The following is a 24,796-nucleotide window of genomic DNA, read 5'->3' on the forward strand; positions in this document are numbered from 1 at the left end:
CCCGGCACACCGTGCGGTGTGCCGGGCCGTCTCCCCGCCGGAGCGGAACGGGTCAGTTCATGCCGCCCATCAGCGCGTTGACCTTCTTGCGGTACATGAAGATCGCGACACCGGCGAGCACGGCGGCGAACGCCTGGAAGAGGATCACGCCGACACCGTTCAGCTGGACCTCGGCCAGGCCGAGCAGACCGGTGATGCAGTCACCGGCGGTGACGGCCAGGAACCAGACGCCCATCATCTGGGAGCCGTACTTCTGCGGCGCCATCTTCGTGGTGACCGACAGGCCGACCGGGGAGAGGCACAGCTCGGCGAGCGTGTGCATCAGGAAGATGAGCACCAGCCACCACATGGTGACCTTGGTGTCGTTGCCGGCGGTCTGGCTCAGCGGGATGGCGAAGACGAAGAAGGAGGCGCCGACGATGACCAGGGCCGCCGAGAACTTCACGATCGTGCTGGGCTCGCGGTTGCGGCGGGCCAGCGCCACCCACGCGGCGGCGAAGACCGGGGCCAGGGCAACCACGAAGAGCGGGTTCAGCGACTGGAAGATCGTGGTCGGGACCTCCCAGCCGAACAGGCTGCGCTCGGAGTTCTTGTCGCCGAACAGCGAGAGGGTCGAACCGCCCTGGTCGTAGATCATCCAGAAGACGGCGGCGGCCACGAAGAACCAGATGTAGGCGCTCATCCGGGTCTGCTCGCCGGGGGTGAGGTCCTTGTCCCGCTTGATCCGGGTGAGGACGGCGACCGGGATGATCAGACCGGCGATGGTGATCGGGTACAGCGCCCACTTGATGGTGAACATGTCCGCGGCGACGACGGCACCGTAGAAGACGGCGACGGCGGCGAGGACGGCGAGGGCCTTGGTGATCACGGCCTTGCGCTCGGCCGGGCTCAGCGGGTTCGGGACGATGCTGCTCTTCGGGCTCAGCGTGCGGCCGGCGAGCAGGAAGATGACCAGGCCGACGCCCATGCCGACGGCGGCGAGGAAGAAGCCCAGGTGCCAGTTGACGGTCTCGCCGATGGTGCCGATGACGATCGGCGCCGCGAAGGCACCCACGTTGATGCCGATGTAGAAGATCGTGAAGCCGCTGTCACGGCGCGGGTCTTCCGCGTCCTTGTACAGGTGGCCGACCATCGTGGAGATGTTGGCCTTCAGCAGACCGGAGCCGACCGCGACGAGCAGCAGGCCGACGAAGAACGCGAGCTGGCCGGGGACGGCGAGGGCCACGTGGCCCGCCATGATCACGAAGCTGGCGACGGCGACCGTCTTGCGGGCACCCCAGACGCGGTCACCGAACCAGCCGCCGGGCATGGCCATCAGGTAGACCATGGCCACGTACACGGAGTAGATCGCCGTGGCCGTCGCCGCGGTGAAGCCGAGACCGCCGCCCTGGCTGCCGGTCGCGGCGTCGACGCCGCCGGAGACCAGGTACAGAACGAGAAGCGCACGCATGCCGTAGTAGGAGAAGCGCTCCCACATCTCGGTCATGAACAGCGTGGCCAGGCCGATCGGGTGGCCGAGGACGGTCTTCTCGTGAGCGGGGCTCGGTGAGGCCGTCGTCAGGCTGGAAGCCATGGTCGATCCTTGCTTGCTCGGGACGCTTCGGCTTCGTGAGCTCATCCGCGCCCGTGTGGGGGGTGGCCGGCGCCGGCGGACGGAGTCCCACCCCACGCCTCGGGGTCTCGCCCCCGTCGCACAGGGGGTGAAGGGAATCCGCAACCGGGATCCACGCCCACCCGCGCACCATCGCGCGAGGGGCCCGGCCAACAGTTCGTTCACTGTCGTGGGGGCCGGCCGGGTCGGTCCTCGGTGGGACTGCCCGCCCGGTTCAGGACAGAAATAGAGACCCTTGCGCTGTTTTTCGGCACAAAGGTCCCTGAGGTGGTGCATCAGGCGTCTCGCCACCATACGACACGACACTGTCGCATATGAAAGGACTTGAGAGATGGATCACAAGGCGAGTCGGGAACCGTTCGACCATATTCGAAGGCGCTCGGCGGCCCATAACGGCAGATCGGAAGGGGTCTGCAGGCAGGCCTCTCGAAACAGTCGCCGCGGACTACCATCACCCACATGACGCGTGTACTGCTCGCCGAGGACGACGCATCCATCTCGGAGCCCCTGGCCCGCGCCCTGCGCCGGGAGGGGTACGAGGTCGAGGTCCGGGAGGACGGCCCCACCGCCCTGGACGCGGGACTCCAGGGAGGCGTCGACCTCGTCGTCCTGGACCTCGGACTGCCGGGCATGGACGGACTCGAAGTCGCCCGGCGGCTGCGCGCCGAAGGCCACGGCTTCCCGATCCTGGTCCTCACCGCCCGGGCCGACGAGGTCGACACGGTCGTCGGCCTGGACGCGGGCGCCGACGACTACGTGACCAAGCCCTTCCGCCTCGCCGAGCTCCTGGCCCGGGTCCGGGCCCTGCTCCGGCGCGGCGCCGCCGAGACCCCCCAGCCCCCCGCCACCCACGGCGTGCGGATCGACGTCGAGTCGCACCGCGCCTGGATGGGCGAGGAGGAGCTCCAGCTCACGGCCAAGGAGTTCGACCTGCTGCGCGTCCTGGTGCGCGACGCCGGCCGGGTCGTCACCCGCGACCAGCTCATGCGCGAGGTCTGGGACACCACCTGGTGGTCCTCCACCAAAACCCTCGACATGCACATCTCCTGGCTGCGCAAGAAGCTCGGCGACGACGCCGCCAACCCCCGCTACATCGCCACCGTCCGCGGCGTCGGCTTCCGCTTCGAGAAGAGCTGACCTTCAGGGCCCTTCCTCCGGACCAGGCCGGGCTCGCGTGCCCCGGCACGCCGCCGCTCCCCGATCCGGCCTGATCCGGAAGAAAGGCCCCAGCCCATGCGCCGCCGCCTCATCCAGTCCACGCTCGCCGTGGTCCTCGTGGTGATCGCCGTGTTCGGGGTCTCCCTCGTCATCGTGGAGACCCGGACCATCACCAGCAGCGCCCAGGACCGGGTCGAGTCCGAGGCGCTGCGGCTGGTGAGCGTCGTCGAGGCGGACGTCCTCGAGAAGCAGCCGACCGACCCCGCCGCCCTCGCCGAACTGCTCGACGCCGGGCACTACGCGCGGATCACGGTCCCCGGGCAGCCGGTCGTGGAGGTGGGCGCGTCGATCCCCGACAGCGTCGTACGCGGCACCGCGCACGGCGAGCAGGGCGAGACCGTCGTCGTGGAGGAGGCCCGCTCCACCGTGACCAGGGAGGTCGTACGGACCCTGGCCGTGGTCGGCGCGGTCGCCCTGCTGGCCGTCGTGGCGGCCGTCCTGCTCGCCGTACGGCAGGCGAACCGGTTGGCCTCCCCGCTCACCGACCTCGCCGAGACCGCCGAGCGGCTCGGCTCCGGCGACCCGCGGCCCCGGCACAAGCGGTACGGGGTTCCCGAGCTGGACCGCGTCGCGGACGTCCTGGACTCCAGCGCCGAGCGGATCGGCCGGATGCTCACCGCCGAGCGGCGCCTCGCCGCCGACGCCTCCCACCAGCTGCGCACCCCCCTCACGGCGCTGTCGATGCGACTGGAGGAGATCACGGTCACCGACGACCTGACGACCGTGCGCGAGGAGGCCACGATCGCCCTGACCCAGGTGGAGCGGCTCACGGACGTCGTACAGCGGCTGCTCACGAACTCGCGGGACCCGCGCACGGGCTCCGCGGTCCCCTTCGACCTCGACGAGGTCGTCAAACAGCAGGTGGAGGAGTGGCGGCCGGCCTACCGCAGCGCCGGCCGGGCCATCGTGCGCTCCGGGAAGCAGGGCGTACGGGCCGTCGGCACCCCCGGCGCGGTCTCCCAGGTCCTGGCCACCCTCGTGGAGAACGCCCTCATGCACGGCGGCGGCACCGTCGCCATCCGCACCAGGGTGATCGGCAACCAGGCGGTGCTGGAGGTCACGGACGAGGGACCGGGCGTCCCGCCCGACCTCGGCAACCGGATCTTCGAGCGGGCCATCAGCGGCCGCAACTCCACCGGCATCGGCCTCGCGGTCGCCCGGGACCTCGCCGAGGCGGACGGCGGCCGTCTGGAGCTGCTGCAGACGAAGCCCCCCGTGTTCGCGCTCTTCCTCAGCCGTACGGCACCACAGCCGGCCGAACGCGAGAAGACGGTCCGCTAGCGGACCGGGGCGGGCGGGCGGCGCCTAGTTGTTCGCGGGCTCCGGCCGCGGCAGCGGCTCGGGCCTGCGCTCCGGCCGGCGCAGCGGCCCCGGCCCGGGCTCCGGCGCCGACTCGGTGGCCGCAGCAGGCGCGGCGACCGGCGGCAGGGCCTTGAAGACCCAGGTCCGGTACGACCAGAAGCGGAAGACGGTGGCCGTGCCGATGCCGATGAACTTGAAGACGTTGCTCGCGAGCGGGCCGTCCCACCCGAAGCCGTAGGTGGCGGTGTAGAGCACACCGTTCTCGATGACCAGCCCGATCGCGCTGAAACCGGCGAAGAGCGCCATCTCGCGGGTGCGGCCGCTCTGGGCGCGGTCCCGGTAGGCGAAGTAGCGGAAGCCGAGGTAGTTCGTGGCGATGGCCACGACGGTGGCTATCACGCTCGCACGGACCACCTGCAGATCGGTGGTGTGGCGGATCAGGTTGAAGACACCCAGGTTGACCAGGACACCCAGGCCGCCGACCGCCCCGAACTTGGCCACCTCGCGCACGAGGCCGCGTACGCGTTCGAGGACCGATCCGCGCTGCGTGGTCATCAGTAGGCCAGTCCCGTCGGTCACCGCCCCCGCACGGGGCGTCCGGTGTTCTCCGTCAACCCACCCATGCTAAGTCTCCCCCCTGTACTCCGTCTGTGCCTTCCGGCACCCTGCGACGCACGGCACACCCGGGCGATCGCGCCAGGGCACGTCCGGATGGCGGAATACCGGCGGATACCCTGGAGGAGTGACGTTCCCGGTAGTCGGCATGGTCGGCGGCGGTCAGCTCGCCCGCATGACCCACGAGGCGGGCATCCCCCTCGGCATCAGATTCAAGCTCCTCAGTGACACACCACAGGACTCGGCGGCCCAGGTCGTGAGCGACGTCGTCATCGGCGACTATCGCGACCTGGAGACGCTGCGTGCCTTCGCGCGCGGCTGTGACGTGATCACCTTCGACCACGAGCATGTACCCACGGAGCACCTGCGGGCCCTGGAGGCGGACGGCATCCCCGTCCGCCCGGGGCCCGACGCTTTGGTACACGCCCAGGACAAGGGGGTGATGCGCGCCAAGCTCGACGAGATCGGCGCACCCAGCCCCCGCCACCGGATCGTGCGCGATCCGGACGACGTGACCGCCTTCGCGGACGAGGTCGGCGGGTTCCCCGTCATCCTCAAGACCGTGCGCGGCGGCTACGACGGCAAGGGGGTGTGGTTCGTCCGCACCCCGCAGGACGCCGAGGCCCCGTTCAAGGCGGGCGTCCCGGTCCTCGCCGAGGAGAAGGTGGACTTCGTCCGCGAACTCGCGGCGAACATCGTCCGCTCCCCGCACGGGCAGGCGGTCGCCTATCCCGTCGTCGAGTCCCGCCAGGTGGACGGGGTCTGCGACACGGTGATCGCTCCCGCCCCGGACCTCTCCGAGGACCTGGCGGGCGAGGCCCAGGCCCTCGCCCTGCGCATCGCGCAGGAACTCGGCGTGACCGGCCACCTGGCCGTGGAGCTGTTCGAGACCACCGACGGCCGCATCCTCGTCAACGAACTGGCGATGCGTCCGCACAACAGCGGCCACTGGACCCAGGACGGGGCCGTGACCTCCCAGTTCGCCAACCACGTACGCGCGGTCCTGGACCTTCCGCTGGGCGACCCGCGCCCCCGCGCCAAGTGGACCGTCATGGCGAACGTGCTGGGCGGGGACTACCCCGACATGTACGCGGCCTACCTGCACTGCATGGCCCACGACCCCCAGCTGAAGATCCACATGTACGGCAAGGACGTGAAACACGGTCGCAAGGTCGGCCACGTCAACACCTACGGCGACGACCTGGGCGATGTGCTGGAGCGCGCACGCCACGCCGCCGACTACCTCAGAGGAACGGTCACGGAATGAGCACCACCGCCGCAGGGCCCGTCATCGGCATCGTCATGGGGTCCGACTCGGACTGGCCCGTGATGGAGGCCGCCGCCCAGGCCCTCGACGAGTTCGAGATCCCCTACGAGGTCGACGTGGTCTCCGCCCACCGGATGCCGCGCGAGATGATCGAGTACGGGGAGCAGGCCGCCGGGCGCGGCCTGAAGGCGATCATCGCGGGCGCGGGCGGAGCCGCCCACCTGCCCGGCATGCTCGCCTCGGTCACCCCGCTGCCGGTCATCGGCGTCCCCGTCCCGCTCAAGTACCTCGACGGTATGGACTCGCTGATGTCGATCGTCCAGATGCCGGCGGGAGTTCCCGTCGCCACCGTCTCGGTCGCCGGAGCGCGCAACGCCGGCCTGCTCGCCGTACGGATGCTGGCCGCCCACGACACGGAGCTGCTGGCCCGGATGCGCGACTTCCAGCAGGAGCTCAACGACCAGGCCACCGAGAAGGGCAAGCGGCTGCGCACGAAGGTCGCGAACGCGGAGTCCTTCGGATTCGGCAAGTGAGCGCGGCGCAGCGTCTGGCGGAGGCGCACGAGCTGCTGGCCGAGCACCCCGTCGTGGACGGTCACAACGACCTGCCCTGGGCGCTGCGCCAACAGGTGCGCTACGACCTGGCGCAGCGGGACATCGCCGGCGACCAGTCCGCACACCTGCACACCGACATCCCCCGGCTGCGCGCCGGGGGTGTCGGGGCCCAGTTCTGGTCCGTGTACGTACGGTCCGACTACGCGGGCGACGAGGCGGTCAGCGCCACCCTGGAGCAGATCGACGCCGTCGGCCAGCTGATCGACCGCTATCCCGGCGACCTCGTGCGGGCGCTGACGGCGGACGACATGGAGCAGGCCCGCGCCGCCGGCCGGATCGCCTCGCTGATGGGCGCCGAGGGCGGCCACTCCATCAACAACTCGCTCGCCACGCTGCGCGCCCTGCACCGGCTGGGCGTGCGGTACATGACGCTCACGCACAACGACACCATCGACTGGGCGGATTCCGCGACCGACGAGCCCCGGCACGGCGGTCTGACCGACTTCGGCCGCGAGGTCGTCCGCGAGATGAACCGCGTCGGCATGCTGGTGGACCTCAGCCACGTCGCCGCGACGACGATGCGGGACGCCCTCGCCGTCTCGGCCGCGCCGGTGGTCTTCTCGCACTCCTCCGCGCGCGCGGTCTGTGACCACCCGCGCAACATCCCCGACGACGTGCTGGCGCTGCTGCCGGCCAACGGCGGGGTGGCGATGGCGACCTTCGTCCCGAAGTTCATCCTCCCGGCGGCGGTGGAATGGACCCTGGCCGCCGACGAGAACCTGCGGGCGCACGGCTTCCACCACCTCGACACCACCCCCGAGGCGATGGCCCTGCACCGGGCGTTCGAGGCGGAGCGCCCGCGGCCGGTGGCCACGGCCGCCACGGTCGCCGACCACCTGGACCACATGCGGGAGGTGGCCGGGATCGACCACATCGGTATCGGCGGGGACTACGACGGCACGGCCTTCACCCCCGCCGGCCTGGACGACGTGGCGGGCTACCCGAACCTGGTGGCGGAACTCCTGGCGCGGGGCTGGTCCAGGGCCGACCTGGCCAAGCTGACCTGGTCCAACGCGGTCCGCGCGCTGCGCGACGCGGAAGCGGTCGCACGCGAGTTGTCGGCGACCCGAGGCCCGTCGAACGCGGTGATCTAGCGGTGCAAGCGCTGGTCCGGCAGGTGGGGTCACGCGGTGTGACCGCGGTTCACCCGAACGCCCCACCTGCCGGGCGGCCGCGGCGCGGCCCGTGTCACGGTGGCTCCAGCTCTCCCTGCTGCCGCCGAGACCGGAGCGAACGCCATGGCCGACCTGCAGGATGAACCTCCCTCCGTGGGCATCGGGGCCCCGGACCTTCAGGCCCCCGCCGGACCCGAGACGACGGCGAGCGCCCTCGAACGGGCCGCCGCGCTGCTGTCCGTCCACCCCGTCGCCGACGGGTGCAACACCCTGGTGTGGACCCTGCGCCAGAGCCCGTACCACGACATCGAAACCCCCGACGCGGGCGTCGACACCGACATCCCGCGCCTGCGCGCCGGGGGAGTGGGGGCCCAGTTCTGGTCCCTGCTGGTGCCGCCGGGGGCCCGGCCCCCCGAGGACGGCGCGGCCGGCGACCGGGTGGTCTGCGACACCCTGGAGCAGATCGACGCGGCGCTGACCCTCGTCCGCCGCTACCCCGAGAGCCTCCGCCTCGCGCTCAGCGCCGACGACATGGCCGACGCCCGCAACCGCGGCCGGATCGCCTCGTTCCTCGGCCCCGTGCCGGGCCGTGCGCTGACCGGTTCGCTGGGCGCGCTGCGCGCCTTCCACGCACTGGGCGTACGGGCCCTCGCTCCCGCGGGAGCGCCCTGGGCGCAGGAGGCGCTGACGGCCTTCGGCCACGAGGTGGTGCAGGAGGCCAACCGGCTGGCGATCCTGCTGGACCTCGCCGGGTGCGAGCCGGCCGTCGCCCGTCAGCTCGCGGGCGCCTCCAAGGCCCCGGTGATCATCTCGAACACGGCGGCCGCCGCGCTGAACCCGCATCCGCACAACGTCTGCGACGAGGTGCTCGCCCTGCTGCGCGAGACGAACGGCCTCGCGATGGTCACCTTCGACACCGCGCGCACCGGGGACTCCCTGCACGCGGTGGCGGACCACCTCGACCACGTACGGGCGGTCGCCGGCCCGGAGGGCGTCGGGCTCGGCGCGGCCTTCGGCACCGAGCCGCCGGGCCACCGCCCGACCGGCCTGACCGACCCGTCCGGCTACCCGCGGCTCATCGCGGAACTCCTCGACCGCGGCTGGCCGGAATCCGACCTCGCCCTGCTCACCTGGGGCAACGCCCAGCGCGTCATCCGCGACGCGGAATTCACCGCCCGCCGCCGCCCGAGCCCCGCCGGCGTTTGAGGCGCGGGGTCCGGGGCGGAGCCCCGGGTCCTTCGCGGTCCGGGCAGCCCCCGCAGGGTCAGGCCCGGGGCCGCCCCATCGCCCGGTACGTCCAGCCGGCGGCACGCCACCGCAGCGGGTCCAGCGCGTTGCGGCCGTCCAGCACGAGCCGGTCGGTGACCACGCCGGCGAGCTCCGCCGGGTCGAGGTCGCGGAACTCGCGCCACTCGGTGAGGTGGAGGACCACCTCCGCGCCGCGGGCCGCCGCGAGCGCGGAGTCCGCGTACCCGAGGGTCGGGAAGACCTGCCGGGCGTTGTCCATGCCCTTGGGGTCGTAGACGGTGACCTGACCGCCCTGCAGGTGGATCTGGCCCGCGACGTTGAGGGCGGGCGAGTCCCGTACGTCGTCCGAGTCCGGCTTGAAGGTGGCGCCGAGCACGGCGACCCGCTTGCCGAGGAACGACCCGCCCACGGCCTCGCGGGCGAGCTCGACCATGTGCCCGCGCCGGCGCATGTTGATGGAGTCGACCTCGCGCAGGAAGGTCAGCGCCTGGTCCGCGCCCAGCTCGCCCGCGCGCGCCATGAAGGCCCGGATGTCCTTCGGCAGGCAGCCGCCGCCGAAGCCGATACCGGCCCGCAGGAACTTCGCGCCGATCCGCTCGTCGTAGCCGATGGCCTCCGCCAGCTTGACCACGTCACCGTCGGCGGCCTCGCAGACCTCCGCCATCGCGTTGATGAAGGAGATCTTGGTGGCGAGGAAGGAGTTGGCGGCGGTCTTGACGAGCTCGGAGGTCGGGAAGTCCGTGACGACCAGCGGCGTCCCCTCGGACATGGGGGTCTCGTACACCTCGCGCAGCACCTTCTCGCCGCGCTCGCCCTGGACGCCGATCACGATCCGGTCGGGGTGCAGGGTGTCCTGCACGGCGAAGCCCTCCCGCAGGAACTCCGGGTTCCAGGCCAGCTCCACGTCGTCGCCCGCCGGGGACAGCTCCACCAGCTTCTCCGCCAGCCGCTGCGCGGAACCCACCGGCACGGTGGACTTGCCGACGACCAGCACCGGCCGCGTCAGGTGCGGGGCGAGGGAGGCCATCGCGGAGTCGACGTAGGACATGTCGCACCCGTACTCGCCGTGCTTCTGCGGGGTGTTCACGCAGACGAAGTGGACGTCGCCGAAGGCGCCGACCTCCTCGTAGGAGGTCGTGAACCGCAGCCGCCCGGTCGAGCCCGGCAGTCCGGCCACGTGCTTGGCCAGCAGCTCCTCCAGGCCCGGCTCGTACATAGGTACCCGGCCCGCGGCCAGCATCTCGATCTTCTCCGGCACCACGTCCAGACCCAGCACCTCGAAGCCCAGCTCCGCCATCGCCGCGGCGTGGGTCGCGCCGAGGTAGCCGGTGCCGATCACAGTGATCCTGAGGGGGGCCATGGGTGCTCCAGAGGTGCGGGGCCGTTTGCGGCAACTGAGCATAGTCGGGCCGCTCGGCGGGCACGGCCCCCAGGGAGTGCACCTTCTGTCACGCAACTCACGTGGGGCGCCCATATCGCCATCCGTGAGCGGACCACTAAACTTGGGTTACTTAACGGTAGTTAGCATCACGTTTTTCGCGTGTCACCCTGGGGAGTGAGAGATCTTGGCGGGTTCTGCCGACTTCGACCTGTACCGCCCGGCCGAGGAGCACGACATGCTCCGCGAGTCGGTCCGCTCGCTCGCCGAGGCGAAGATCCTGCCGTTCGCAGCCGCCGTCGACGAGGAGTCCCGCTTCCCGCAGGAAGCCCTCGACGCGCTGGTCGCCAACGACCTGCACGCCGTCCACGTGCCCGAGACCTACGGCGGTGCGGGCGCCGACGCCCTCGCCACCGTGATCGTGATCGAGGAGGTGGCCCGTGTCTGCGCCTCCTCCTCCCTCATCCCGGCCGTGAACAAGCTCGGCTCCCTCCCGGTGATCCTCTCCGGCTCCGAGGAGCTCAAGGCCAAGTACCTCGGCCCGCTCGCCAAGGGCGACGCGATGTTCTCCTACGCCCTCTCCGAGCCGGACGCGGGCTCCGACGCCGCCGGCATGAAGACCCGCGCCGTGCGCGACGGGGACTTCTGGGTGCTCAACGGCGTCAAGCGCTGGATCACCAACGCGGGCGTCTCCGAGTACTACACGGTCATGGCCGTCACCGACCCGGAGAAGCGCTCCAAGGGCATCAGCGCCTTCGTCGTCGAGAAGTCCGACGAGGGCGTCTCCTTCGGCGCGCCGGAGAAGAAGCTCGGCATCAAGGGCTCCCCGACCCGCGAGGTCTACCTCGACAACGTCCGGATCCCCGCCGACCGCATGATCGGCGCCGAGGGCACCGGCTTCGCCACCGCGATGAAGACCCTCGACCACACCCGCATCACGATCGCCGCCCAGGCGCTCGGCATCGCGCAGGGCGCCCTGGACTACGCCAAGGGCTACGTCCAGGAGCGCAAGCAGTTCGGCAAGCCGATCGGCGACTTCCAGGGCGTGCAGTTCATGCTCGCGGACATGGCCATGAAGATCGAGGCCGCCCGCCAGCTCACGTACTCGGCCGCCGCCAAGTCCGAGCGCGTCGACGGCGACCTGACCTTCTTCGGCGCCGCGGCCAAGTGCTTCGCCTCCGACGTGGCCATGGAGGTCACCACGGACGCCGTCCAGCTCCTCGGCGGCTACGGCTACACCCGTGACTACCCGGTGGAGCGCATGATGCGCGACGCCAAGATCACGCAGATTTATGAAGGAACGAATCAGGTCCAGCGCATCGTCATGGCGAGGAACCTGCCGTAGCAGGGTTTTCGCAGTTCAGCGGCCCTTTCGGGTGGCCCGGGAGCTGTGATCGACTTCCGGTCCGTTCGGGCCCGTTCCGGGCCGTTCCTGGGCGTCATGCTGGGGAAATCCTGGGCTGGTGCTGAGGTCAGAACCGGCTTTTACCTGCACAAACGACAAGACCCCCGGCGCGATGCCGGGGGTCTTTCGTATGGGCCGGGTCAGGCGACTTCGTCCCGCTCCGTGGGATCGTCCGCACCGGGCGTCAGCATGGTTGCGATGGCCGCGCGTCCGCGCTGCTCCGCCCCCTCGAAGATGTAGTGGTAGTGCTCGCGGAGCACGTCCGTGCTGCTGTGCCCCATCCAGTCGGCCACGTCGTTCTCGGGGACGCCCGCGTAGAGCAACCGGGATCCGTAGTAGTGCCGCATGGAATGCGGCTTGCAGTAGGGCACCTCGCCCTTCGTCAGGGCGGGCAGCCAGATCTGCCGGTAGAAGTACGAGGCGTACACGTACCCCGTGCGGGTCACGTTGGGGAACAACAGGCGCTCCGGTCCCCACACTCCGTGGTTCTTGATGTGCCTGCGCAGCTCGAACGCCACGTTCGGCGGGAGTGGCACGATGCGCCCAGGCTCCTCCTCGTCCCGGGCCTTGATGTGCCGTCGTTGCAGAGCGCTGTTCTTGCCGGACTCGGATTCGCCGTCCTCCGCGATCTGGAAGTCAACGCGCAGGACCTCAGCCTGGAAGTCGAGCTGATCGCGGGAGACCGCCATGGCCTCACCGATCCGCAGACCGCATCCCGCCATGAGCCAGAGCATCGCTCGGTACCGGGGCGGGGCCCCGTTGAGCATCGCCAGGACTTCCCGAGTCGTCAGCCGCCGGGCGTTGCTCTTGTGCTCGCGGATCTCCTTGGCGCGGCTGCCCGCATGCCTGATCTTCTTGCATGGGTTGCGCCCGATGATCTCTTTGACAACGGCCCAGTCCATCATTCCGGAGAAGAACGAGAACCGCTGGCGCCGGGTCCGCGCCGAGAGCTTGCGGTCCTGCTCCATCCACAACAGCCACTGCTCGATGTCCGCGACCTTCAACGAAACGATGGAGCGGGCCTTGAAGAACGGTTCCAGGGTCGTGTTCTGGATCGATCGGTACTGCTTCTTGGTGCTGTTCTCCAGCTTCCTTTGATTCGTCCACTGCTCCCAGACCGCCGTCACCGGCTGCTTCCCCAGCTTGTCGTCCAGGTAGGTTCCGGCGTCTAGCTCCTGCTCCTTCCGCTTCCGGTGATCGTCAGCGCGCTTCTTCGTCTCGAACGACTTCTGCCGTTGCTGGCCGTCCGGGTCGTACCAGAACGTCGTCCACTTCTTCGGGTCGTCCTTGGAACGAGCCACCCATGCCCTTGCCACGTGCCGGCCTCTCTCGTCGTGAATGGGCCGCCCCCGTGCCGTCCGTGGCTGCCCCCTGCCACAAGTCTGCGCACTGACCACCCTGGGTTGTCAACACCGGGTGGACCGCCCTGGGTGGTGTATGGTCGGGGCATGCGAGCAGACGGGAGTGGATTCGAGATCACCCAGCAGTACGGGGGCTGGGTGGTCCGGCTGTGGTGGCCGGAGGGGCCTGTCACGGGTGGTCCGCAGCGCATGACGGTGGAACCGGCCGACGATGCCGAACCCCGCGACGTCGTGCGGGGCATCTCCACGACCGTTCTCCGGAGGCTGGACATCGCTGCCGCCATGCAGCTGGCCAGGAAGGCGCCGGAGGCTCAGAGGACCCTCCAGGACTTCACGCAACGGCTAGACGCCTCGGGTGAGGCCGCAGGGCGCCTGCTGGCCGAGGAGGGCGTCTCGGAGCGCTACCTGGCGACTCTGGCCCTGACCTACTCCGCCATGGCTGCGGGCGGGGCCCCTGCTCCGGTCCCGTGGCTTGCCCGGCTGATCCAGCGGCGCCCGGAGACGGTCAAGGACCACTTGAAGAAGGCGCGGAGGGACGGCTACTTGGGCACGGTGGCGGGCAAGGCTGGTGGAGAGGTGACCGACAAGACCAAATCGGTGCTGGACTCCATGGCGGGCGCGGAAGGTTAGCCGAACCGCCGTCCTCAACTTCATATTTCGTTGGATGCCCCCGAGGCGACTCGGGGGTTTTGTTTTTCTTGGAGGTGTGGTGGTCAAGCTGTTGACGGTTGCTGATGTGGCCGAATTTCTGAGTAAGCCTGAGAGCTGGGTCTATGACAACTGGCGCAGCAAGAAGATTCCGTTTCGGCGGGTGGGCCAGGCCCTCCGATGCCGGCCGTCAGACCTGGAGAAGTGGCTGGACCGGCAGAACTGAAGAGCATGACCAACGACGCCCCCGAGGCAACCGGGGGCTTTTCTTTTTCCTGGAGCGGTACTTGACCACAGTCGCTGTGAAGCTTGTTGACCTCGTGTGTGCTACCTGCCGCGAGCCCTACATGTACGAACGCCCGTGGGGGCCGGGCAGGAACCCGGCAACGAACCCGGACCACCCGGAGTGCAAGCAGGTTCGGGAGAACCAGGGGCGGGGCGGTGCCGTTCCGATGCTCGACGACGACCGCGTGAGCCTGCCCAAGGTGGACGGACGGGAACTGTCCGACGCCTACGGATGGGCCACCGCCCGACCCCGCGTGATCACCCTCTCCGAAGACGCCCGCCCGCTGTGGCGGATCGTTCGCCGGTACGCGCGCATCCTGGGCGAGACCCTGCCCGAAGGGCAGGCCGTATTCATCGAGCGGACGGCGGAACAAACCCTTCGAGTAGCGGCCTGCCTCGCCGCATCCGAGTGCTCCGAGACCATCACGGAAGAGATCTTGTCCGCAGCCTTCACGCTGGTACGCCGATCCGTCCAGGACGCGGTACGGATCAACAAGGGAGCCGACTCTCCGAAGGTGCAGCGGAAGCCGCTCAGCCTCGCTGACAAGGTCCGCGCCCGCGTCGAGATGTACGGAGGCAGTGCCATCTCCTCACAGGTGCTCCCGTACGTGGGGGCGACCGCAGCGGAGGTCAAGGCCCTGCCCGGAATCGTGGTCACCGTGGAACGGTCGGGGAAGACGGGCCGACCTGCGACCGTCTTCACGCTCCGCGGTGACGCTTCCCGTCACCCAGAGCGCCAGCCGGCCAGCGCGGAGCGTGAGGAGAACCGCGCCACAGTGGTTCGCCTGGACTCCTACCGCCCGACCCCGAAGCCCGTTCCTGCGGACAGGCCGGTGAAGCGGCCCGCCGCCGCCCCGCTTTCCGATTCCAACCCGTTCCACGCACTGCTCTGAACCTCCCAACAAACCAAGCAAGCCCCTGCCGATCGGCCGGGGCTTCTTTCGTTGGTTCGACTACTCCAACCTGAACTACGCTCGGTAGAGCGAAGGGCGCTCAGCTACCTGATCCGGGCTGAGACCGTCCACGGTCAGGTTGCCGGTCCACAGATGATCTCGGTTGGCGTAGGTGACTTCGAAGCTGACTCGCTTCCCGCCGGGCTCCAGCTTCCAACCCTGGTCGGGGAACTGCGCGATGCGGTCGCTGCCGCAGACGAACGCCCGGGTCGCCTGGATCAGAATCCACTGTGCGAGTTCGGTTTCCTTGGCTGCGGGCCTGCCACAGGAACGGGCCATCTGCCACAGCCGTGGCCACTCGACACTGGGGGTCAGGGGGCCGATCACGGCCACGTCCCCGATCCGTCGTTCGTCAAGATGGTGGGTGGCGTAGCCGAAGACCGTGCCGAACATCGCGAATACCGTGACCCGACTTCGTTCGGTCAGGCCCTCGTCATTGCTGCTCATCTTTGGAACCCTTGGCTGTGGCGGTCCGGGCGCCTTAGCCACGCCCGGACCGCTTCCGTTCAGTGGTGGCTCAGCAGCCGTCGCCGTCACCGCAGCAGGCCGGCGGGTTGCACTCCTTCGCGGCACCCCACAGCTGCTCGTCGACGTAGAAACCGGCAGCCTTCACGCGGTCGACCACGGAGCCGATGAGCGGACGGGTGCGGACGGTGGCCTTGGGCTCGTGTCCGAGGAAGAACCCGAACTGCTCGTCGCACCACGCGGCGTACGCCTGGGTGTGGAGCACGAACGAGTGCCATCCGGGGTCGACCGCGTCGGACGGGGTCATGTCGAACGCGCGGGTGTCGCCCATGACCTTGAGGAAGGCAAGGGCCTGGTCCACGATCCTGCGGGCAGTGGACAGCTCGTGTCCGTACTCCTCCGCGCAGAACTCCGACACCTTCTCGAACAGCTCGGGACTGACGAGGTCCCGCCCGCGCCGTAAGGCGACGGGAGATTCCAGCATGGTCGTCACAGTGAGATTCCCTCTCTCTCGACGGTTGGGGACTGGTTACGCGGCGGGCGGGGGCGGGAACTGCTCGCCGCCCTCCTTGTCTCCGGGATCGGTCATCTCTGCACCTCCTCTCGGTGCGTGAGCCGGCCGAGGGCCCACCCCCGCAAGGGGCGGGAGTCAGAAGGGAGCTGCGGGCAGCCGAAGAGCTTCAGCGATCTGCTCAACCACATCGGCCGGGAGCTTGCCGAAGTCCACGTAGGCCCCTCCGTTGTGGGTCACCATGGGCCGAAGGCTGTTCCCCACCGTCTCGGGAACGCCGAGGGCGGCCAGGGCCATGCGTATGGACTCCGAAGCGTTGTCGGCCCGGCCCCAGGAATCCCGCCACATCTGCATGTCCATCAGTGACCGGTCCTGTGCATCCGCAGCAGGACGTTGCAGTCGGCCACCGTGGTGCCGTCGCCTTCGAGTCCCGCCGCCTTCCGAAGCTGGCCCAGGCGCGTGCACTCGGCGCATCCCGGCACGGGGCGGGGCCGAGGCCGTTCCAGCCGCACCGGCAGCTCCACCGGCTTTTCCTGCCACCGATTCGGTTCCGTCTTCATCGCGCCGCGCCCTCCCGATCGTCTCTGAGGTCGATGAGACGACGGTAGGAACCCATGAATCCGCGGGTCCACGTTGTTGCAGGTTGTTGCAGTCCAATTACCCGAGAGAGTCGATTGCCCTGCTGATCAGAGAACGGGCCCGAGGTCCGTAAACGGCCATCTCCGCGAGTCGCGTGTGTGCGCGCAAGTAGATGTCGACCTCGGTGGGGGTGGTGACGGTGACCTTGGCCGCCAGCAACTCGACGTGTACCCGCTTGTCGTCGAAGACGGTGAACGTCTCAGGCCCCCACATGACCCGGGATGCAGCCCTGGGGATGATCCCGAGTGAGACGGCGGGATAGGACATGGCTGTTAGCAGGTAGCCCAGCTGGCCCGCCATCACGGCGTCGTCCCCGATCCGGTGTGTCAGGACGTCTTCCTCCACGAGCAGCACGACACGGTGGTGCCCGTCACGGATGATGTGCGATCGGTCCACGCGAGCCGCCGCAGCTTCGCTGACATCGTCCGGCAGGTTCCGGAAGTCTGCGATCAACGACAGCAGGGCGTGTGCGTACCCCTCGGTCTGGAGCAGGCCGGGCATGACCCGCGAGCAGTAGACGCGGAACAGCTTCGTTCGCTCGTAGAGCGGGACGCTGGCCTCTTGGAGTCTGCGCAGACCGGTGCGCTGCATCCGCCGCCACTCGACGTACATGGAGTCTGCCGAGCGGGAGGCGGCGATCAGGTCGGCGGCTCGTTCACCGGCGCCGCAGGCCGCACACCAGGCGCGGATGTCCGTGTCGGAGGGGGCGGTCTTGCTTGCCTCGATGCGGGAGGTCTTCGCCTTGTTCCAGTTGCACCGATCGGCCAGCCCTTCCATCGTCAGACCGGCATCCAGGCGAAGCTCCCTGAGCCGCGCGGCGACAGAATCGCGGGCGGCCTGGGCACTGGAGAACGGCGACGATGGCATGGGCTGACAGATGGATGGTGGATCAGACCACGTAGTCCTCGTGCGTGATGCCGCGCTCCCACGCGGTCTCGAAGGAGGCAGCGAACAGCTTCAGGACGGCCGGCTCGCAGGAGAACTCATCCTCGACGAGAGAACCGTCCCCCGCGAAGTGGTGAATCCGGGCGAGCCGGTCATCGAACAGCCAGTAGTCGTTGCACGGCAGCACCAAATCCGAGGACAACCGTCGGGGCACCCATCGAACCTCCTCGCCCGCAGCGAGGTTGGCCCGGGTCATGTAGTGCTCCCAACGAATGTATTCGGAAACCGGTTCGCTGATGATGCGCACCCGGCGGATGGAAACTCCGCGTGCGACCGCAGCGGCGATCTGGTCATGGAAGGGCCGCCACCACGAGGAACGGTCGTCCCAGGCGATCCTGCTCCCAGCCCGCCAGGCTGCGAACCGCTCGTTGTCGCCGTAGTCGTCGCGCATCTCCAGATGAACCGCCGAGCGGGCGGTGTCCCGGAGGCACTCAGCGAAGCTCGGCTGCTGAGCGTTCAGCGGCATCGCACGCCTTCCTGATTTGGTCCACCATGCGGGCCGGGATGCGGATCACGGCTTCCGTGTCCGGGATCGGGCCGAATGTGAGGCACTTCTCTTCGGTCGTCTGATCTGTCTTCCACCCTTGGAGGACAAGATCAGCGGTCTCGTCGTCCACCCAGACGGTGGGACAGTGGTCCTCGTCGGTGTTGGGGTCCTTGCCGAAGAACAGTAGAGACATGGCTACCTCTCCCACGTCGAGCCTGTTGCGACTTGTTGCACGACCCTCGCGGCCTGTCGGCGGGCCCGTCAAGAGGGTCTGCGGAGGGGCAACGGCTACCCGATGGCCTTTGGACCGGCCTGACCAGGGCTGAGACCCTGGCGATCATGGGGGAATCCCGGGGCGGACCCCACTACAAGGGGTATTCGTGCAGGTAGAGGGCGTATGAGCTGTAAAGCACGCAGATCTACGAAGGCACGAACCAGGTCCAGCGGATCGTCATGGCGAGGAACCTGCCGTAAGCCGCAGGGCTTCGGCCCGCGCGCACCCAGGCGACCCCCGGCCCCGGCCGGGGGTCGTCCTGTACGGGATCGACCGGCAGCGCACGGCCGCCCGGCTCGCGGCCGCCGGGTTCGTCCCGGTACGTGACGGGGCCGCAGGCGGGGCGTGCGGCACCGCGGGCGGCAACTGTCCGGCCGCGCCGATCCGTTCGCCTCCTGACGACGCGAACACCTAGTCATTTCATGACATACCAAGCGCAGCGCCCGTACGGTGCGCGCGCCGGCCGGCACATCCGGCACCGGCTTCCGGGCGTCCCCGGATGGGCTAAATTTGGACCTTCGTACGCCGGAATCGGTTGGGGAGAACGCAAATGACGGAAGCGATCCTGCTGGTCGGCGGACAGGGGACACGGCTGCGTCCCGTGACGGTGAACACGCCCAAGCCGATGGTCCCCACGGCAGGCGTCCCGTTCCTCGCCCACCAGATAGCCAGGGCCGCCGCCGCCGGTGTCACGCACATCGTCATGGCCACCTGCTACCTCGCCGAGGTCTTCGAGCCCTACTTCGGTGACGGTTCCGACTTCGGCCTCAGCCTCGAGTACGTGGTCGAGGACGAACCCCTCGGGACGGGCGGCGCCATCCGCAACGCCGGGCAGCGCCTGACCGGCGGCCCCGACTCCTCCGTCCTCGTCTTCAACGGCGACATCCTCACCGGCCTCGACATCCGCGGCCTCGTGGAGGCCCACGAGGCGGCCGACGCCGACGTCTCCCTGCACCTGGTACGGGTCGAGGACCCGCGGGCCTTCGGCCTCGTCCCCACCGACCCCGACGGGCGGGTCCTGGCCTTCACCGAGAAGCCGCAGACGCCCGAAGAGATCATCACCGACCAGATCAACGCCGGCTGCTACGTCTTCCGCCGCAGCGTCATCGACTCCATCCCGGCCGGCCGCCCGGTCTCCGTCGAGCGCGAGACCTTCCCGGGCCTGCTCGCCTCCGGAGCCACACTGCACGGGGTCACCGAGAACACCTACTGGATGGACCTCGGCAAGCCCGAGTCCATCATCCAGGCCTCCGCCGACCTCGTCCGCGGCGTCGTCCCCTCCCCGGCCGTACCCGGCCGCCGCGGCGAGTCCCTGGTGCTGCCCGGCGCGCAGGTGGCCGCCGGAGCCAAGCTGTCGGGCGGCACCGTCGTCGGCGCCGGCGCCCGGATCGAGGCCGGCGCGGTCGTCCAGGGCTCCATCGTGCTCGACGACGCGGTCATCGGCCGCGACGCGCAGGTGAACGCCAGCCTGATCGGCGCCCGCGCCCGCGTGGGCGCGCGCACCGTGCTGGACGGCACCGTCGTCGGCGACGGCGCGGCCGTGGGCGACGACAACGAACTGCGGGCCGGCGCCCGGGTGTGGTGCGGGGCGGAACTGCCCGCCGCCGCCATCCGCTTCTCCCCGGACGCCTGAATCCCGGTCCGGGGAGGCGGGGAGGCCGCCGCCGCGGTCAGTTGCCGCGGACGGTGACCTTCTCGTCGTTCTGGATCTGCTTCACCAGCTGCTGCACCTTCGCCTTGTCCCAGACGAGGTTGCCGCCGCGCTGCCCGGAGATCGGGATGTTCATCGACACGCCGTCACCCCCGTTGACGCCCTTCATCGCGAAGAACATCTGGGCCATGTCGTACAGGCCCATGTCCTTGTCGACGATGAGGGTGTCCAGGCCCGCGCCGAGCATCGGGTACAGCGCGAACGGGTTCAGGATCGTCGACGGGGTCGCGGCCTGGTTGGCGAGCGCCGCCAGGAACTTCTGCTGGTTCTTCGTCCGCTGGAGGTCCGACTCGGCGAAGGCGTACCGGGTCCGTACGAAGGCCAGCGACTGCTCGCCGTTCAGCGTCTGCCGGCCCGCCTTGAAGTCGGCGCCCGACTTCTCGTCCTTGAAGCCCTGCTCGATGTCGAGCTCCACGCCGCCCAGCGCGTCCACGATGTTGGCGAAGCCGGCGAAGCCGATCTCGGCGTAGTGGTCGATGCGCAGGCCCGTGTTGTGCTCCACCGTCCGCACCAGCAGCTCCGGGCCGTCCTCCGCGTACGCCGCGTTCAGCTTGACCCGCCGCCCCTGCGCGGGGAACGTCTTGCCGGACTGGGAGCCGACGAAGGAGGGGATCTCCACGTCCGAGTCGCGCGGCAGCGAGATCATGGTGTTCCCGCTGGAGCACTTCGCCAGGATCATCATCGAGTCGGTCCGCTTGCCCTCGGCCGAACCCGTGTGGAGCTTCTTCTTCTCCTCCGCGGACATGCCCTCGCGGCTGTCCGAGCCCACGATGAGGTACGTCGTGCAGTCGCCCTCCTTCGGCCGTTCGATGACCTTGGAGAGGTCGACCTCGCGGCGCACCTTGGAGTCGGCCCACAAGTAGGTGGAGACGGATGTCACAAGGAGCGCGGAGACCAGGACGATCGAGCCGACCTTGATGCGCTTGCGCCAGTCCGGGGCCGGACCGGGTGCCCGCCCGGGGCCGCCGGGGCCCGACGGCCCGCCGGGACCCTGCGGCCGGCCCGGGGCGCCGCCCGAGGGCGAGCCGTAGACCTGGCCGGTGTTGTAGCCGCTGTCGTAACCGCCGTAGGTGTCGTGGGCGCCCGCCTGCTGCGGGGGGACGCCGGGCGTGGGCACCGGCCCCGCCGGGCGCTGCGGCCGCGGCGGCTGCACGGGCTGCGGGGGCCGCGGCGGCTGCTGGGGCTGCCGCTGGATGTGCCGCATCCGCTGCACACCTTCGGGCTGCGGACGCGCGCTGCCGCGTCCGTAGGCGTCGTCACGACCTTCTGGCCAGTCATTCATGCGCCAAGGATGCCTGCCCGGGCGGCGCCCGCGACAGCCCGGGGGAGGTTCCGTACCGGTGCTGTTGCAGAGCTGATGCCTGCCCGACCCAACTAAGGTGTCCGTATGACACAGATACCGGGCGAGCTGCCCGGGAAGCCGACCGCCGCCTCCCGGACGACCCTGAGCCACATCATGACCGCCAACGACACCAACCTCTTGGGGACGGTGCACGGTGGCGTCATCATGAAGCTGGTCGACGACGCCGCCGGCGCCGTGGCGGGCCGTCACTCCGGGGGCGCGGCCGTCACCGCCTCCATGGACGAGATGGCCTTCCTCGCACCCGTGCGCGTGGGCGACCTCGTCCACGTGAAGGCCCAGTGCAACTGGACCGGCCGCTCCTCCATGGAGATCGGCGTACGCGTCCTGGCCGAGCGGTGGAACGAGTCCACCCCCGCCACCCAGGTCGGCAGCGCCTACCTCGTCTTCACCGCGGTGGACTCCGAGGGCAAGCCCCGCCAGGTCCCGCCGGTGCTCCCGCAGACGGAGCAGGACGAACGGCGCTACCAGGAGGCCCAGATCCGCCGCACCCACCGGCTCGCCCGCCGCCAGGCCATCATGGCCCTGCGCGAGGAGCGCGCCGCCCAGGGCTTCGACGACTGAGACGGGCCGAGGCGGCCCGCCGCCCCGGGCCCGTACGGCGCGTACGGGCCCTCAGTGGCCGCAGACCACCTGGTCGCCGCTGACGACCCCGAACGCGCCCTGGTACGGGTCCTCCGCACGCACCGGCACCACCTTGCGGTAGTCCGCGCCCGCGATCACCGTGACCGTCCGGCCCTGCCCGGCGACCGCCCGCAGCTCACTGCCCGGCAGCGCGGTCGCCACCGACCGCGCGGAGCGGTCCCAGCGGGGGTCGTAGGTGATCACCGTGCGCTTGACGTCGCGGCCGGCGCCGTTGCCCGGGGCGCCTGTGGTGTCGAAACCGGTGGCGCGCAGCGCGGAGTCGACGCGCCCGCCCAGCCCGTCGATCCGGGTCCCGTTCTCCACCTGGACCCGGACCTGGGCCGGGGGCACGTCCACCGGCACCGCCGCGGGCCGGCCGGCTGCGGCCTTCCCGGGCCGGGCCGGGGCCAGCGGCCGGTCCTCGCGCAGCGCCTCGAAGAGCTTGGCCGCCTTCGGCTCGTCCCACTTCACGGTGGAGCCGATGCCCTTGACGCGGAACGAGGGGCTGCCGATGGGCACCGAGGCGAACTCGGAGGAGGAGGGGGTGAAGTCCCGCATCGCCTGCCCGAGCGCCAGCATCTGCTCCGAGCCGAAGCCCTTGTCGGCGCGGACCGAGCCGAGCAGGGTGGAGCTGAGCTCCTTGAACTTGACGGGGTTCAGCAGCACCCCGCCACCGGTCGCCTGCTTGATCAGGGCGGCGACGAACCGCTGCTGGCGCTGCATCCGGCCGAGGTCGGAGGCGCCGTCGACGTGGCGCGAGCGCACGTACTGCAGGGCCTGGCCGCCGGTCAGGCGGTGGGTGCCGGGCAGCAGGTCGAGGCCGGTGTTCGGGTCCCGCATGGTCTTGGCGGTGCAGATCTCGACGCCGCCCATCGCGTCGACCGTCTTCATGAAGCTGGTGAAGTCGACCTCCAGATAGTGGTCGATCTTCACCCGGGTCATGTTCTCGACCGTCCGCACGGTGAGGTTGGGCCCGCCCTCCGCATAGGCCGCGTTCAGCCTCACGGGGTGCGCCTTGTGCGCCTTTCCGGTGACGAGGTCGCGGTGCGCGGGCACTTCGGCGTAGCTGTCGCGGGGCAGGCTGACGACGCTCGCCCGCTCCTTGTCCGCCGACAGGTGCACCAGCATGATCGTGTCCGTGCAGTGGCAGGGCGCTCCGCCCAGGCGGTACTCGCGCTTCTCCTCGGGGCTGATCTTCTCCCGGCCGTCGGTGCCCACCAGCAGGAAGTTGATGCCGTGTCCGGCCTGCGGGCGGTTCTTCATGTCCTTGAAGGGGTCCACCCGTTCGATCCCGGTGTCCAGACCGGTCATCACGGCGTGCCCGATGGCTCCGGAGCCCAGCACCGCCACCGACAGCCCGGCCGCGATCCGCACCCCCCAGCGGGGCCGGCCCTCCCGGTGCCGGGCCGGTCCGCCGCCGCGCCGCACGCGCTGAGGCCGGGGCGGCCCGGCTGGACGGATGGGACGGTGCGGCTGGGGCACGGGGGACACCTCCGCGGGAGCACAGGGATACCGGTCGAAGGACGGGCCGGCCCTCATGCGGCTCAGCCGGCCGATTCGACAGAACAGTAGGCCCATACGATCAGCCGCTGTCCGTACCGATCACTCGGCGCGCACCTGGTTCCCCCGTACGCGGTAACGTGACACCGATACCCGACCTTGAAGGACCACATGCCCGCCCAGCAGCCCGCAGTCTCGGTGATCATGCCGGTGCTCGATGAGGAGCACTACCTCCGTGAGTCCGTCCGCCACATCCTGGAACAGGAGTATGCGGGCGAGATGGAGGTGGTGATCGCACTCGGGCCGTCCACGGACCGGACCGATGAGATCGCCGCGGAACTCGTCGCCGAGGATCCCCGCGTCCACACCGTCCCGAACCCCACCGGCCGGACCCCGGCGGCGCTCAACGCCGCCATCAAGGCCTCGCGTCATCCGATCGTGGTACGCGTCGACGGTCACGGCATGCTCTCGCCGAACTACATCGCCACCGCCGTCCGCCTTCTGGAGGAGACCGGTGCGCAGAACGTCGGCGGGATCATGCACGCCGAAGGCGAGAACGCCTGGGAAGAGGCCGTCGCCGCCGCGATGACCTCCAAGATCGGCGTCGGCAACGCCCCCTTCCACACCGGCGGCCAGGCCGGTCCGGCCGAGACCGTCTACCTCGGCGTCTTCCGCCGCGCGGCGCTGGAACAGCAGGGCGGCTACAACGAGGAGTTCATCCGCGCCCAGGACTGGGAGCTGAACTTCCGCATCCGCGAAGCAGGCGGGCTGATCTGGTTCTCGCCCGAGCTGAAGGTCCAGTACCGCCCGCGGCGCTCCGTCAAGGCGCTGGCCAAGCAGTACAAGGACTACGGCCGGTGGCGGCACGTGGTGGCCCGCTACCACTCGGGCTCCATCAACCTGCGCTACCTGGCCCCGCCGACCCTGGTCTGTGCGCTCGCCGCGGGCGTGGTCGTGGGCGCGACCGTCACCCCGCTGGGCTTCGCCGTCCCGGCCGGCTACCTCGCGGCCATCGCCGTGGGCTCCGTCCCCGCGGGCAGGGGGCTGTCGCTGAAGGCCCGGGCCCAGATCCCCGTCGCCCTGGCGACCATGCACCTGTCCTGGGGCTTCGGCTTCCTGACGAGCCCGCGCGCCCTGGCGAACAAGCTGATCGGGAGCCGCCGCCCGGCCGTGGTGCCCGGCGTCCCCCAGGCCTGAGACGTCCGACGGGACCGAAGGGGCCCGGCGCGGAGGCTGCGAGCGTACGCAGCCTCCGCGCC

The 24,796-nt window shown here is 70.0% G+C and carries 26 protein-coding genes; 13 read left to right on the top strand and 13 right to left on the bottom strand.

Features of this window, described 5'->3' with window-relative positions; all coding sequences use genetic code 11:
* Positions 1-52: 52 nt before the first annotated feature.
* Positions 53-1,573: a peptide MFS transporter gene (locus tag AVW11_RS30095; protein ID WP_030846583.1), complete on the bottom strand. Its 1,521-nt coding sequence runs from the start codon at positions 1,571-1,573 to the stop codon at positions 53-55.
* Between the two features lie 498 nt (positions 1,574-2,071).
* Between AVW11_RS30095 and AVW11_RS30100 the strand changes: the two genes are divergently transcribed.
* Complete coding sequence (locus AVW11_RS30100; protein ID WP_030846586.1) at positions 2,072-2,749, top strand: response regulator transcription factor; 678 nt, start codon at positions 2,072-2,074, stop codon at positions 2,747-2,749.
* 96 nt (positions 2,750-2,845) lie between these two features.
* Positions 2,846-4,111 (top strand): ATP-binding protein, encoded by a 1,266-nt coding sequence (locus AVW11_RS30105; RefSeq protein WP_030846589.1) that lies wholly within the window; start codon positions 2,846-2,848, stop codon positions 4,109-4,111.
* Between the two features lie 24 nt (positions 4,112-4,135).
* On the opposite strand, the gene AVW11_RS30110 is transcribed toward AVW11_RS30105, so the two are convergent.
* On the bottom strand, positions 4,136-4,687 hold the full coding sequence (locus AVW11_RS30110; protein ID WP_079250859.1) for a GtrA family protein: 552 nt from the start codon (positions 4,685-4,687) through the stop codon (positions 4,136-4,138).
* A 208-nt stretch (positions 4,688-4,895) separates the two neighbouring features.
* Between AVW11_RS30110 and AVW11_RS30115 the strand changes: the two genes are divergently transcribed.
* The 4 genes from AVW11_RS30115 to AVW11_RS30130 all read left to right on the top strand — a co-directional run bounded on the left by AVW11_RS30115 (position 4,896) and on the right by AVW11_RS30130 (position 8,949).
* The gene (locus tag AVW11_RS30115; RefSeq protein ID WP_030846595.1) at positions 4,896-6,014 is read left to right on the top strand and encodes a 5-(carboxyamino)imidazole ribonucleotide synthase; all 1,119 of its coding nucleotides are present in this window, start codon (positions 4,896-4,898) and stop codon (positions 6,012-6,014) included.
* Positions 6,011-6,547: a 5-(carboxyamino)imidazole ribonucleotide mutase gene (gene purE, locus AVW11_RS30120; RefSeq protein ID WP_031150900.1), complete on the top strand. Its 537-nt coding sequence runs from the start codon at positions 6,011-6,013 to the stop codon at positions 6,545-6,547. The genes AVW11_RS30115 and purE overlap by 4 nt, the downstream gene beginning before the upstream one ends.
* Positions 6,544-7,722: a dipeptidase gene (locus AVW11_RS30125; protein ID WP_076046597.1), complete on the top strand. Its 1,179-nt coding sequence runs from the start codon at positions 6,544-6,546 to the stop codon at positions 7,720-7,722. Before purE ends, AVW11_RS30125 begins: the two co-directional genes overlap by 4 nt.
* Positions 7,723-7,866: 144 nt before the next feature.
* Positions 7,867-8,949, top strand: coding sequence for a membrane dipeptidase (locus tag AVW11_RS30130; RefSeq protein ID WP_076046598.1), 1,083 nt, complete (start codon positions 7,867-7,869; stop codon positions 8,947-8,949).
* A gap of 58 nt (positions 8,950-9,007) precedes the next feature.
* Here the strand turns inward: AVW11_RS30130 and AVW11_RS30135 are convergent, their stop codons facing one another.
* Positions 9,008-10,351 carry a UDP-glucose dehydrogenase family protein gene (locus tag AVW11_RS30135; protein ID WP_060179884.1) on the bottom strand — a complete coding sequence of 448 codons (1,344 nt, stop codon included), beginning with the start codon at positions 10,349-10,351 and terminating at the stop codon, positions 9,008-9,010.
* A gap of 205 nt (positions 10,352-10,556) precedes the next feature.
* On the opposite strand from AVW11_RS30135, the gene AVW11_RS30140 reads away from it, so the two are divergent.
* Complete coding sequence (locus AVW11_RS30140; protein WP_030846609.1) at positions 10,557-11,714, top strand: acyl-CoA dehydrogenase family protein; 1,158 nt, start codon at positions 10,557-10,559, stop codon at positions 11,712-11,714.
* Between the two features lie 200 nt (positions 11,715-11,914).
* Here the strand turns inward: AVW11_RS30140 and AVW11_RS30145 are convergent, their stop codons facing one another.
* On the bottom strand, positions 11,915-13,090 hold the full coding sequence (locus AVW11_RS30145; protein ID WP_076046599.1) for a tyrosine-type recombinase/integrase: 1,176 nt from the start codon (positions 13,088-13,090) through the stop codon (positions 11,915-11,917).
* Positions 13,091-13,222: 132 nt separating this feature from the next.
* Between AVW11_RS30145 and AVW11_RS30150 the strand changes: the two genes are divergently transcribed.
* The 3 genes from AVW11_RS30150 (at position 13,223) to AVW11_RS30160 (ending at position 14,961) form a co-directional block, all read left to right on the top strand.
* A complete protein-coding gene (locus AVW11_RS30150) occupies positions 13,223-13,765 on the top strand; it encodes a hypothetical protein (protein WP_060179933.1) in 543 nt (180 codons plus the stop codon).
* A gap of 76 nt (positions 13,766-13,841) precedes the next feature.
* Positions 13,842-14,009, top strand: coding sequence for a helix-turn-helix domain-containing protein (locus AVW11_RS30155; RefSeq protein WP_234362325.1), 168 nt, complete (start codon positions 13,842-13,844; stop codon positions 14,007-14,009).
* A gap of 226 nt (positions 14,010-14,235) precedes the next feature.
* Positions 14,236-14,961, top strand: coding sequence for a YfjI family protein (locus AVW11_RS30160; protein WP_234362324.1), 726 nt, complete (start codon positions 14,236-14,238; stop codon positions 14,959-14,961).
* 75 nt (positions 14,962-15,036) lie between these two features.
* Here AVW11_RS30160 and AVW11_RS30165 read toward each other — a convergent pair whose 3' ends face one another.
* From AVW11_RS30165 to AVW11_RS30195, 7 genes are all read right to left on the bottom strand, one after another.
* A complete protein-coding gene (locus tag AVW11_RS30165) occupies positions 15,037-15,468 on the bottom strand; it encodes a hypothetical protein (RefSeq protein ID WP_060179882.1) in 432 nt (143 codons plus the stop codon).
* 70 nt (positions 15,469-15,538) lie between these two features.
* A complete protein-coding gene (locus AVW11_RS30170) occupies positions 15,539-15,970 on the bottom strand; it encodes a glycine-rich domain-containing protein (protein WP_234362323.1) in 432 nt (143 codons plus the stop codon).
* A gap of 165 nt (positions 15,971-16,135) precedes the next feature.
* Complete coding sequence (locus AVW11_RS30175) at positions 16,136-16,357, bottom strand: hypothetical protein (RefSeq protein WP_060179881.1); 222 nt, start codon at positions 16,355-16,357, stop codon at positions 16,136-16,138.
* Positions 16,357-16,557 carry a hypothetical protein gene (locus tag AVW11_RS30180; protein ID WP_060179880.1) on the bottom strand — a complete coding sequence of 67 codons (201 nt, stop codon included), beginning with the start codon at positions 16,555-16,557 and terminating at the stop codon, positions 16,357-16,359. The genes AVW11_RS30175 and AVW11_RS30180 overlap by 1 nt, the downstream gene beginning before the upstream one ends.
* Positions 16,558-16,654: 97 nt before the next feature.
* Positions 16,655-17,503 (bottom strand): helix-turn-helix domain-containing protein, encoded by an 849-nt coding sequence (locus AVW11_RS30185; protein WP_060179879.1) that lies wholly within the window; start codon positions 17,501-17,503, stop codon positions 16,655-16,657.
* 22 nt (positions 17,504-17,525) lie between these two features.
* Entirely contained in the window at positions 17,526-18,047 is a 522-nt protein-coding gene (locus AVW11_RS30190) for a DUF6879 family protein (RefSeq protein ID WP_199838235.1), read from the bottom strand.
* Positions 18,013-18,261 (bottom strand): hypothetical protein, encoded by a 249-nt coding sequence (locus AVW11_RS30195; RefSeq protein WP_060179930.1) that lies wholly within the window; start codon positions 18,259-18,261, stop codon positions 18,013-18,015. Before AVW11_RS30195 ends, AVW11_RS30190 begins: the two co-directional genes overlap by 35 nt.
* Positions 18,262-18,892: 631 nt before the next feature.
* Between AVW11_RS30195 and manB the strand changes: the two genes are divergently transcribed.
* Positions 18,893-19,975, top strand: a complete 1,083-nt coding sequence (gene manB / locus AVW11_RS30200; RefSeq protein WP_030846612.1) for a mannose-1-phosphate guanylyltransferase — start codon at positions 18,893-18,895, stop codon at positions 19,973-19,975.
* Positions 19,976-20,012: 37 nt separating this feature from the next.
* On the opposite strand, the gene AVW11_RS30205 is transcribed toward manB, so the two are convergent.
* Positions 20,013-21,335: an LCP family protein gene (locus AVW11_RS30205; RefSeq protein ID WP_076046601.1), complete on the bottom strand. Its 1,323-nt coding sequence runs from the start codon at positions 21,333-21,335 to the stop codon at positions 20,013-20,015.
* A 105-nt stretch (positions 21,336-21,440) separates the two neighbouring features.
* Between AVW11_RS30205 and AVW11_RS30210 the strand changes: the two genes are divergently transcribed.
* Positions 21,441-21,977, top strand: a complete 537-nt coding sequence (locus tag AVW11_RS30210; RefSeq protein ID WP_030846618.1) for an acyl-CoA thioesterase — start codon at positions 21,441-21,443, stop codon at positions 21,975-21,977.
* 51 nt (positions 21,978-22,028) lie between these two features.
* On the opposite strand, the gene AVW11_RS30215 is transcribed toward AVW11_RS30210, so the two are convergent.
* Entirely contained in the window at positions 22,029-23,576 is a 1,548-nt protein-coding gene (locus AVW11_RS30215) for an LCP family protein (RefSeq protein ID WP_476755990.1), read from the bottom strand.
* A gap of 132 nt (positions 23,577-23,708) precedes the next feature.
* Between AVW11_RS30215 and AVW11_RS30220 the strand changes: the two genes are divergently transcribed.
* The gene (locus tag AVW11_RS30220; protein WP_030846625.1) at positions 23,709-24,734 is read left to right on the top strand and encodes a glycosyltransferase family 2 protein; all 1,026 of its coding nucleotides are present in this window, start codon (positions 23,709-23,711) and stop codon (positions 24,732-24,734) included.
* Positions 24,735-24,796: the final 62 nt, after the last annotated feature.

It is taken from the genome of Streptomyces amritsarensis, assembly GCF_001953875.1.
Lineage (GTDB): Bacteria > Actinomycetota > Actinomycetes > Streptomycetales > Streptomycetaceae > Streptomyces > Streptomyces amritsarensis.

What these genes read in the sequence shown, in the direction of transcription:
- AVW11_RS30095 (WP_030846583.1), bottom strand. Translation starts at nt 1,573, where the DNA reads ATGGCTTCCAGCCTGACGACGGCCTCACCGAGCCCCGCTCACGAGAAG.
- AVW11_RS30100 (WP_030846586.1), top strand. Translation starts at nt 2,072, where the DNA reads ATGACGCGTGTACTGCTCGCCGAGGACGACGCATCCATCTCGGAGCCC.
- AVW11_RS30105 (WP_030846589.1), top strand. Translation starts at nt 2,846, where the DNA reads ATGCGCCGCCGCCTCATCCAGTCCACGCTCGCCGTGGTCCTCGTGGTG.
- AVW11_RS30110 (WP_079250859.1), bottom strand. Translation starts at nt 4,687, where the DNA reads ATGACCACGCAGCGCGGATCGGTCCTCGAACGCGTACGCGGCCTCGTG.
- AVW11_RS30115 (WP_030846595.1), top strand. Translation starts at nt 4,896, where the DNA reads ATGGTCGGCGGCGGTCAGCTCGCCCGCATGACCCACGAGGCGGGCATC.
- purE (WP_031150900.1), top strand. Translation starts at nt 6,011, where the DNA reads ATGAGCACCACCGCCGCAGGGCCCGTCATCGGCATCGTCATGGGGTCC.
- AVW11_RS30130 (WP_076046598.1), top strand. Translation starts at nt 7,867, where the DNA reads ATGGCCGACCTGCAGGATGAACCTCCCTCCGTGGGCATCGGGGCCCCG.
- AVW11_RS30135 (WP_060179884.1), bottom strand. Translation starts at nt 10,351, where the DNA reads ATGGCCCCCCTCAGGATCACTGTGATCGGCACCGGCTACCTCGGCGCG.
- AVW11_RS30150 (WP_060179933.1), top strand. Translation starts at nt 13,223, where the DNA reads ATGCGAGCAGACGGGAGTGGATTCGAGATCACCCAGCAGTACGGGGGC.
- AVW11_RS30160 (WP_234362324.1), top strand. Translation starts at nt 14,236, where the DNA reads ATGCTCGACGACGACCGCGTGAGCCTGCCCAAGGTGGACGGACGGGAA.
- AVW11_RS30165 (WP_060179882.1), bottom strand. Translation starts at nt 15,468, where the DNA reads ATGAGCAGCAATGACGAGGGCCTGACCGAACGAAGTCGGGTCACGGTA.
- AVW11_RS30170 (WP_234362323.1), bottom strand. Translation starts at nt 15,970, where the DNA reads ATGCTGGAATCTCCCGTCGCCTTACGGCGCGGGCGGGACCTCGTCAGT.
- AVW11_RS30175 (WP_060179881.1), bottom strand. Translation starts at nt 16,357, where the DNA reads ATGGACATGCAGATGTGGCGGGATTCCTGGGGCCGGGCCGACAACGCT.
- AVW11_RS30180 (WP_060179880.1), bottom strand. Translation starts at nt 16,557, where the DNA reads ATGAAGACGGAACCGAATCGGTGGCAGGAAAAGCCGGTGGAGCTGCCG.
- AVW11_RS30185 (WP_060179879.1), bottom strand. Translation starts at nt 17,503, where the DNA reads ATGCCATCGTCGCCGTTCTCCAGTGCCCAGGCCGCCCGCGATTCTGTC.
- AVW11_RS30190 (WP_199838235.1), bottom strand. Translation starts at nt 18,047, where the DNA reads ATGCCGCTGAACGCTCAGCAGCCGAGCTTCGCTGAGTGCCTCCGGGAC.
- AVW11_RS30195 (WP_060179930.1), bottom strand. Translation starts at nt 18,261, where the DNA reads ATGTCTCTACTGTTCTTCGGCAAGGACCCCAACACCGACGAGGACCAC.
- manB (WP_030846612.1), top strand. Translation starts at nt 18,893, where the DNA reads ATGACGGAAGCGATCCTGCTGGTCGGCGGACAGGGGACACGGCTGCGT.
- AVW11_RS30205 (WP_076046601.1), bottom strand. Translation starts at nt 21,335, where the DNA reads ATGAATGACTGGCCAGAAGGTCGTGACGACGCCTACGGACGCGGCAGC.
- AVW11_RS30210 (WP_030846618.1), top strand. Translation starts at nt 21,441, where the DNA reads ATGACACAGATACCGGGCGAGCTGCCCGGGAAGCCGACCGCCGCCTCC.
- AVW11_RS30215 (WP_476755990.1), bottom strand. Translation starts at nt 23,576, where the DNA reads ATGAGGGCCGGCCCGTCCTTCGACCGGTATCCCTGTGCTCCCGCGGAG.
- AVW11_RS30220 (WP_030846625.1), top strand. Translation starts at nt 23,709, where the DNA reads ATGCCCGCCCAGCAGCCCGCAGTCTCGGTGATCATGCCGGTGCTCGAT.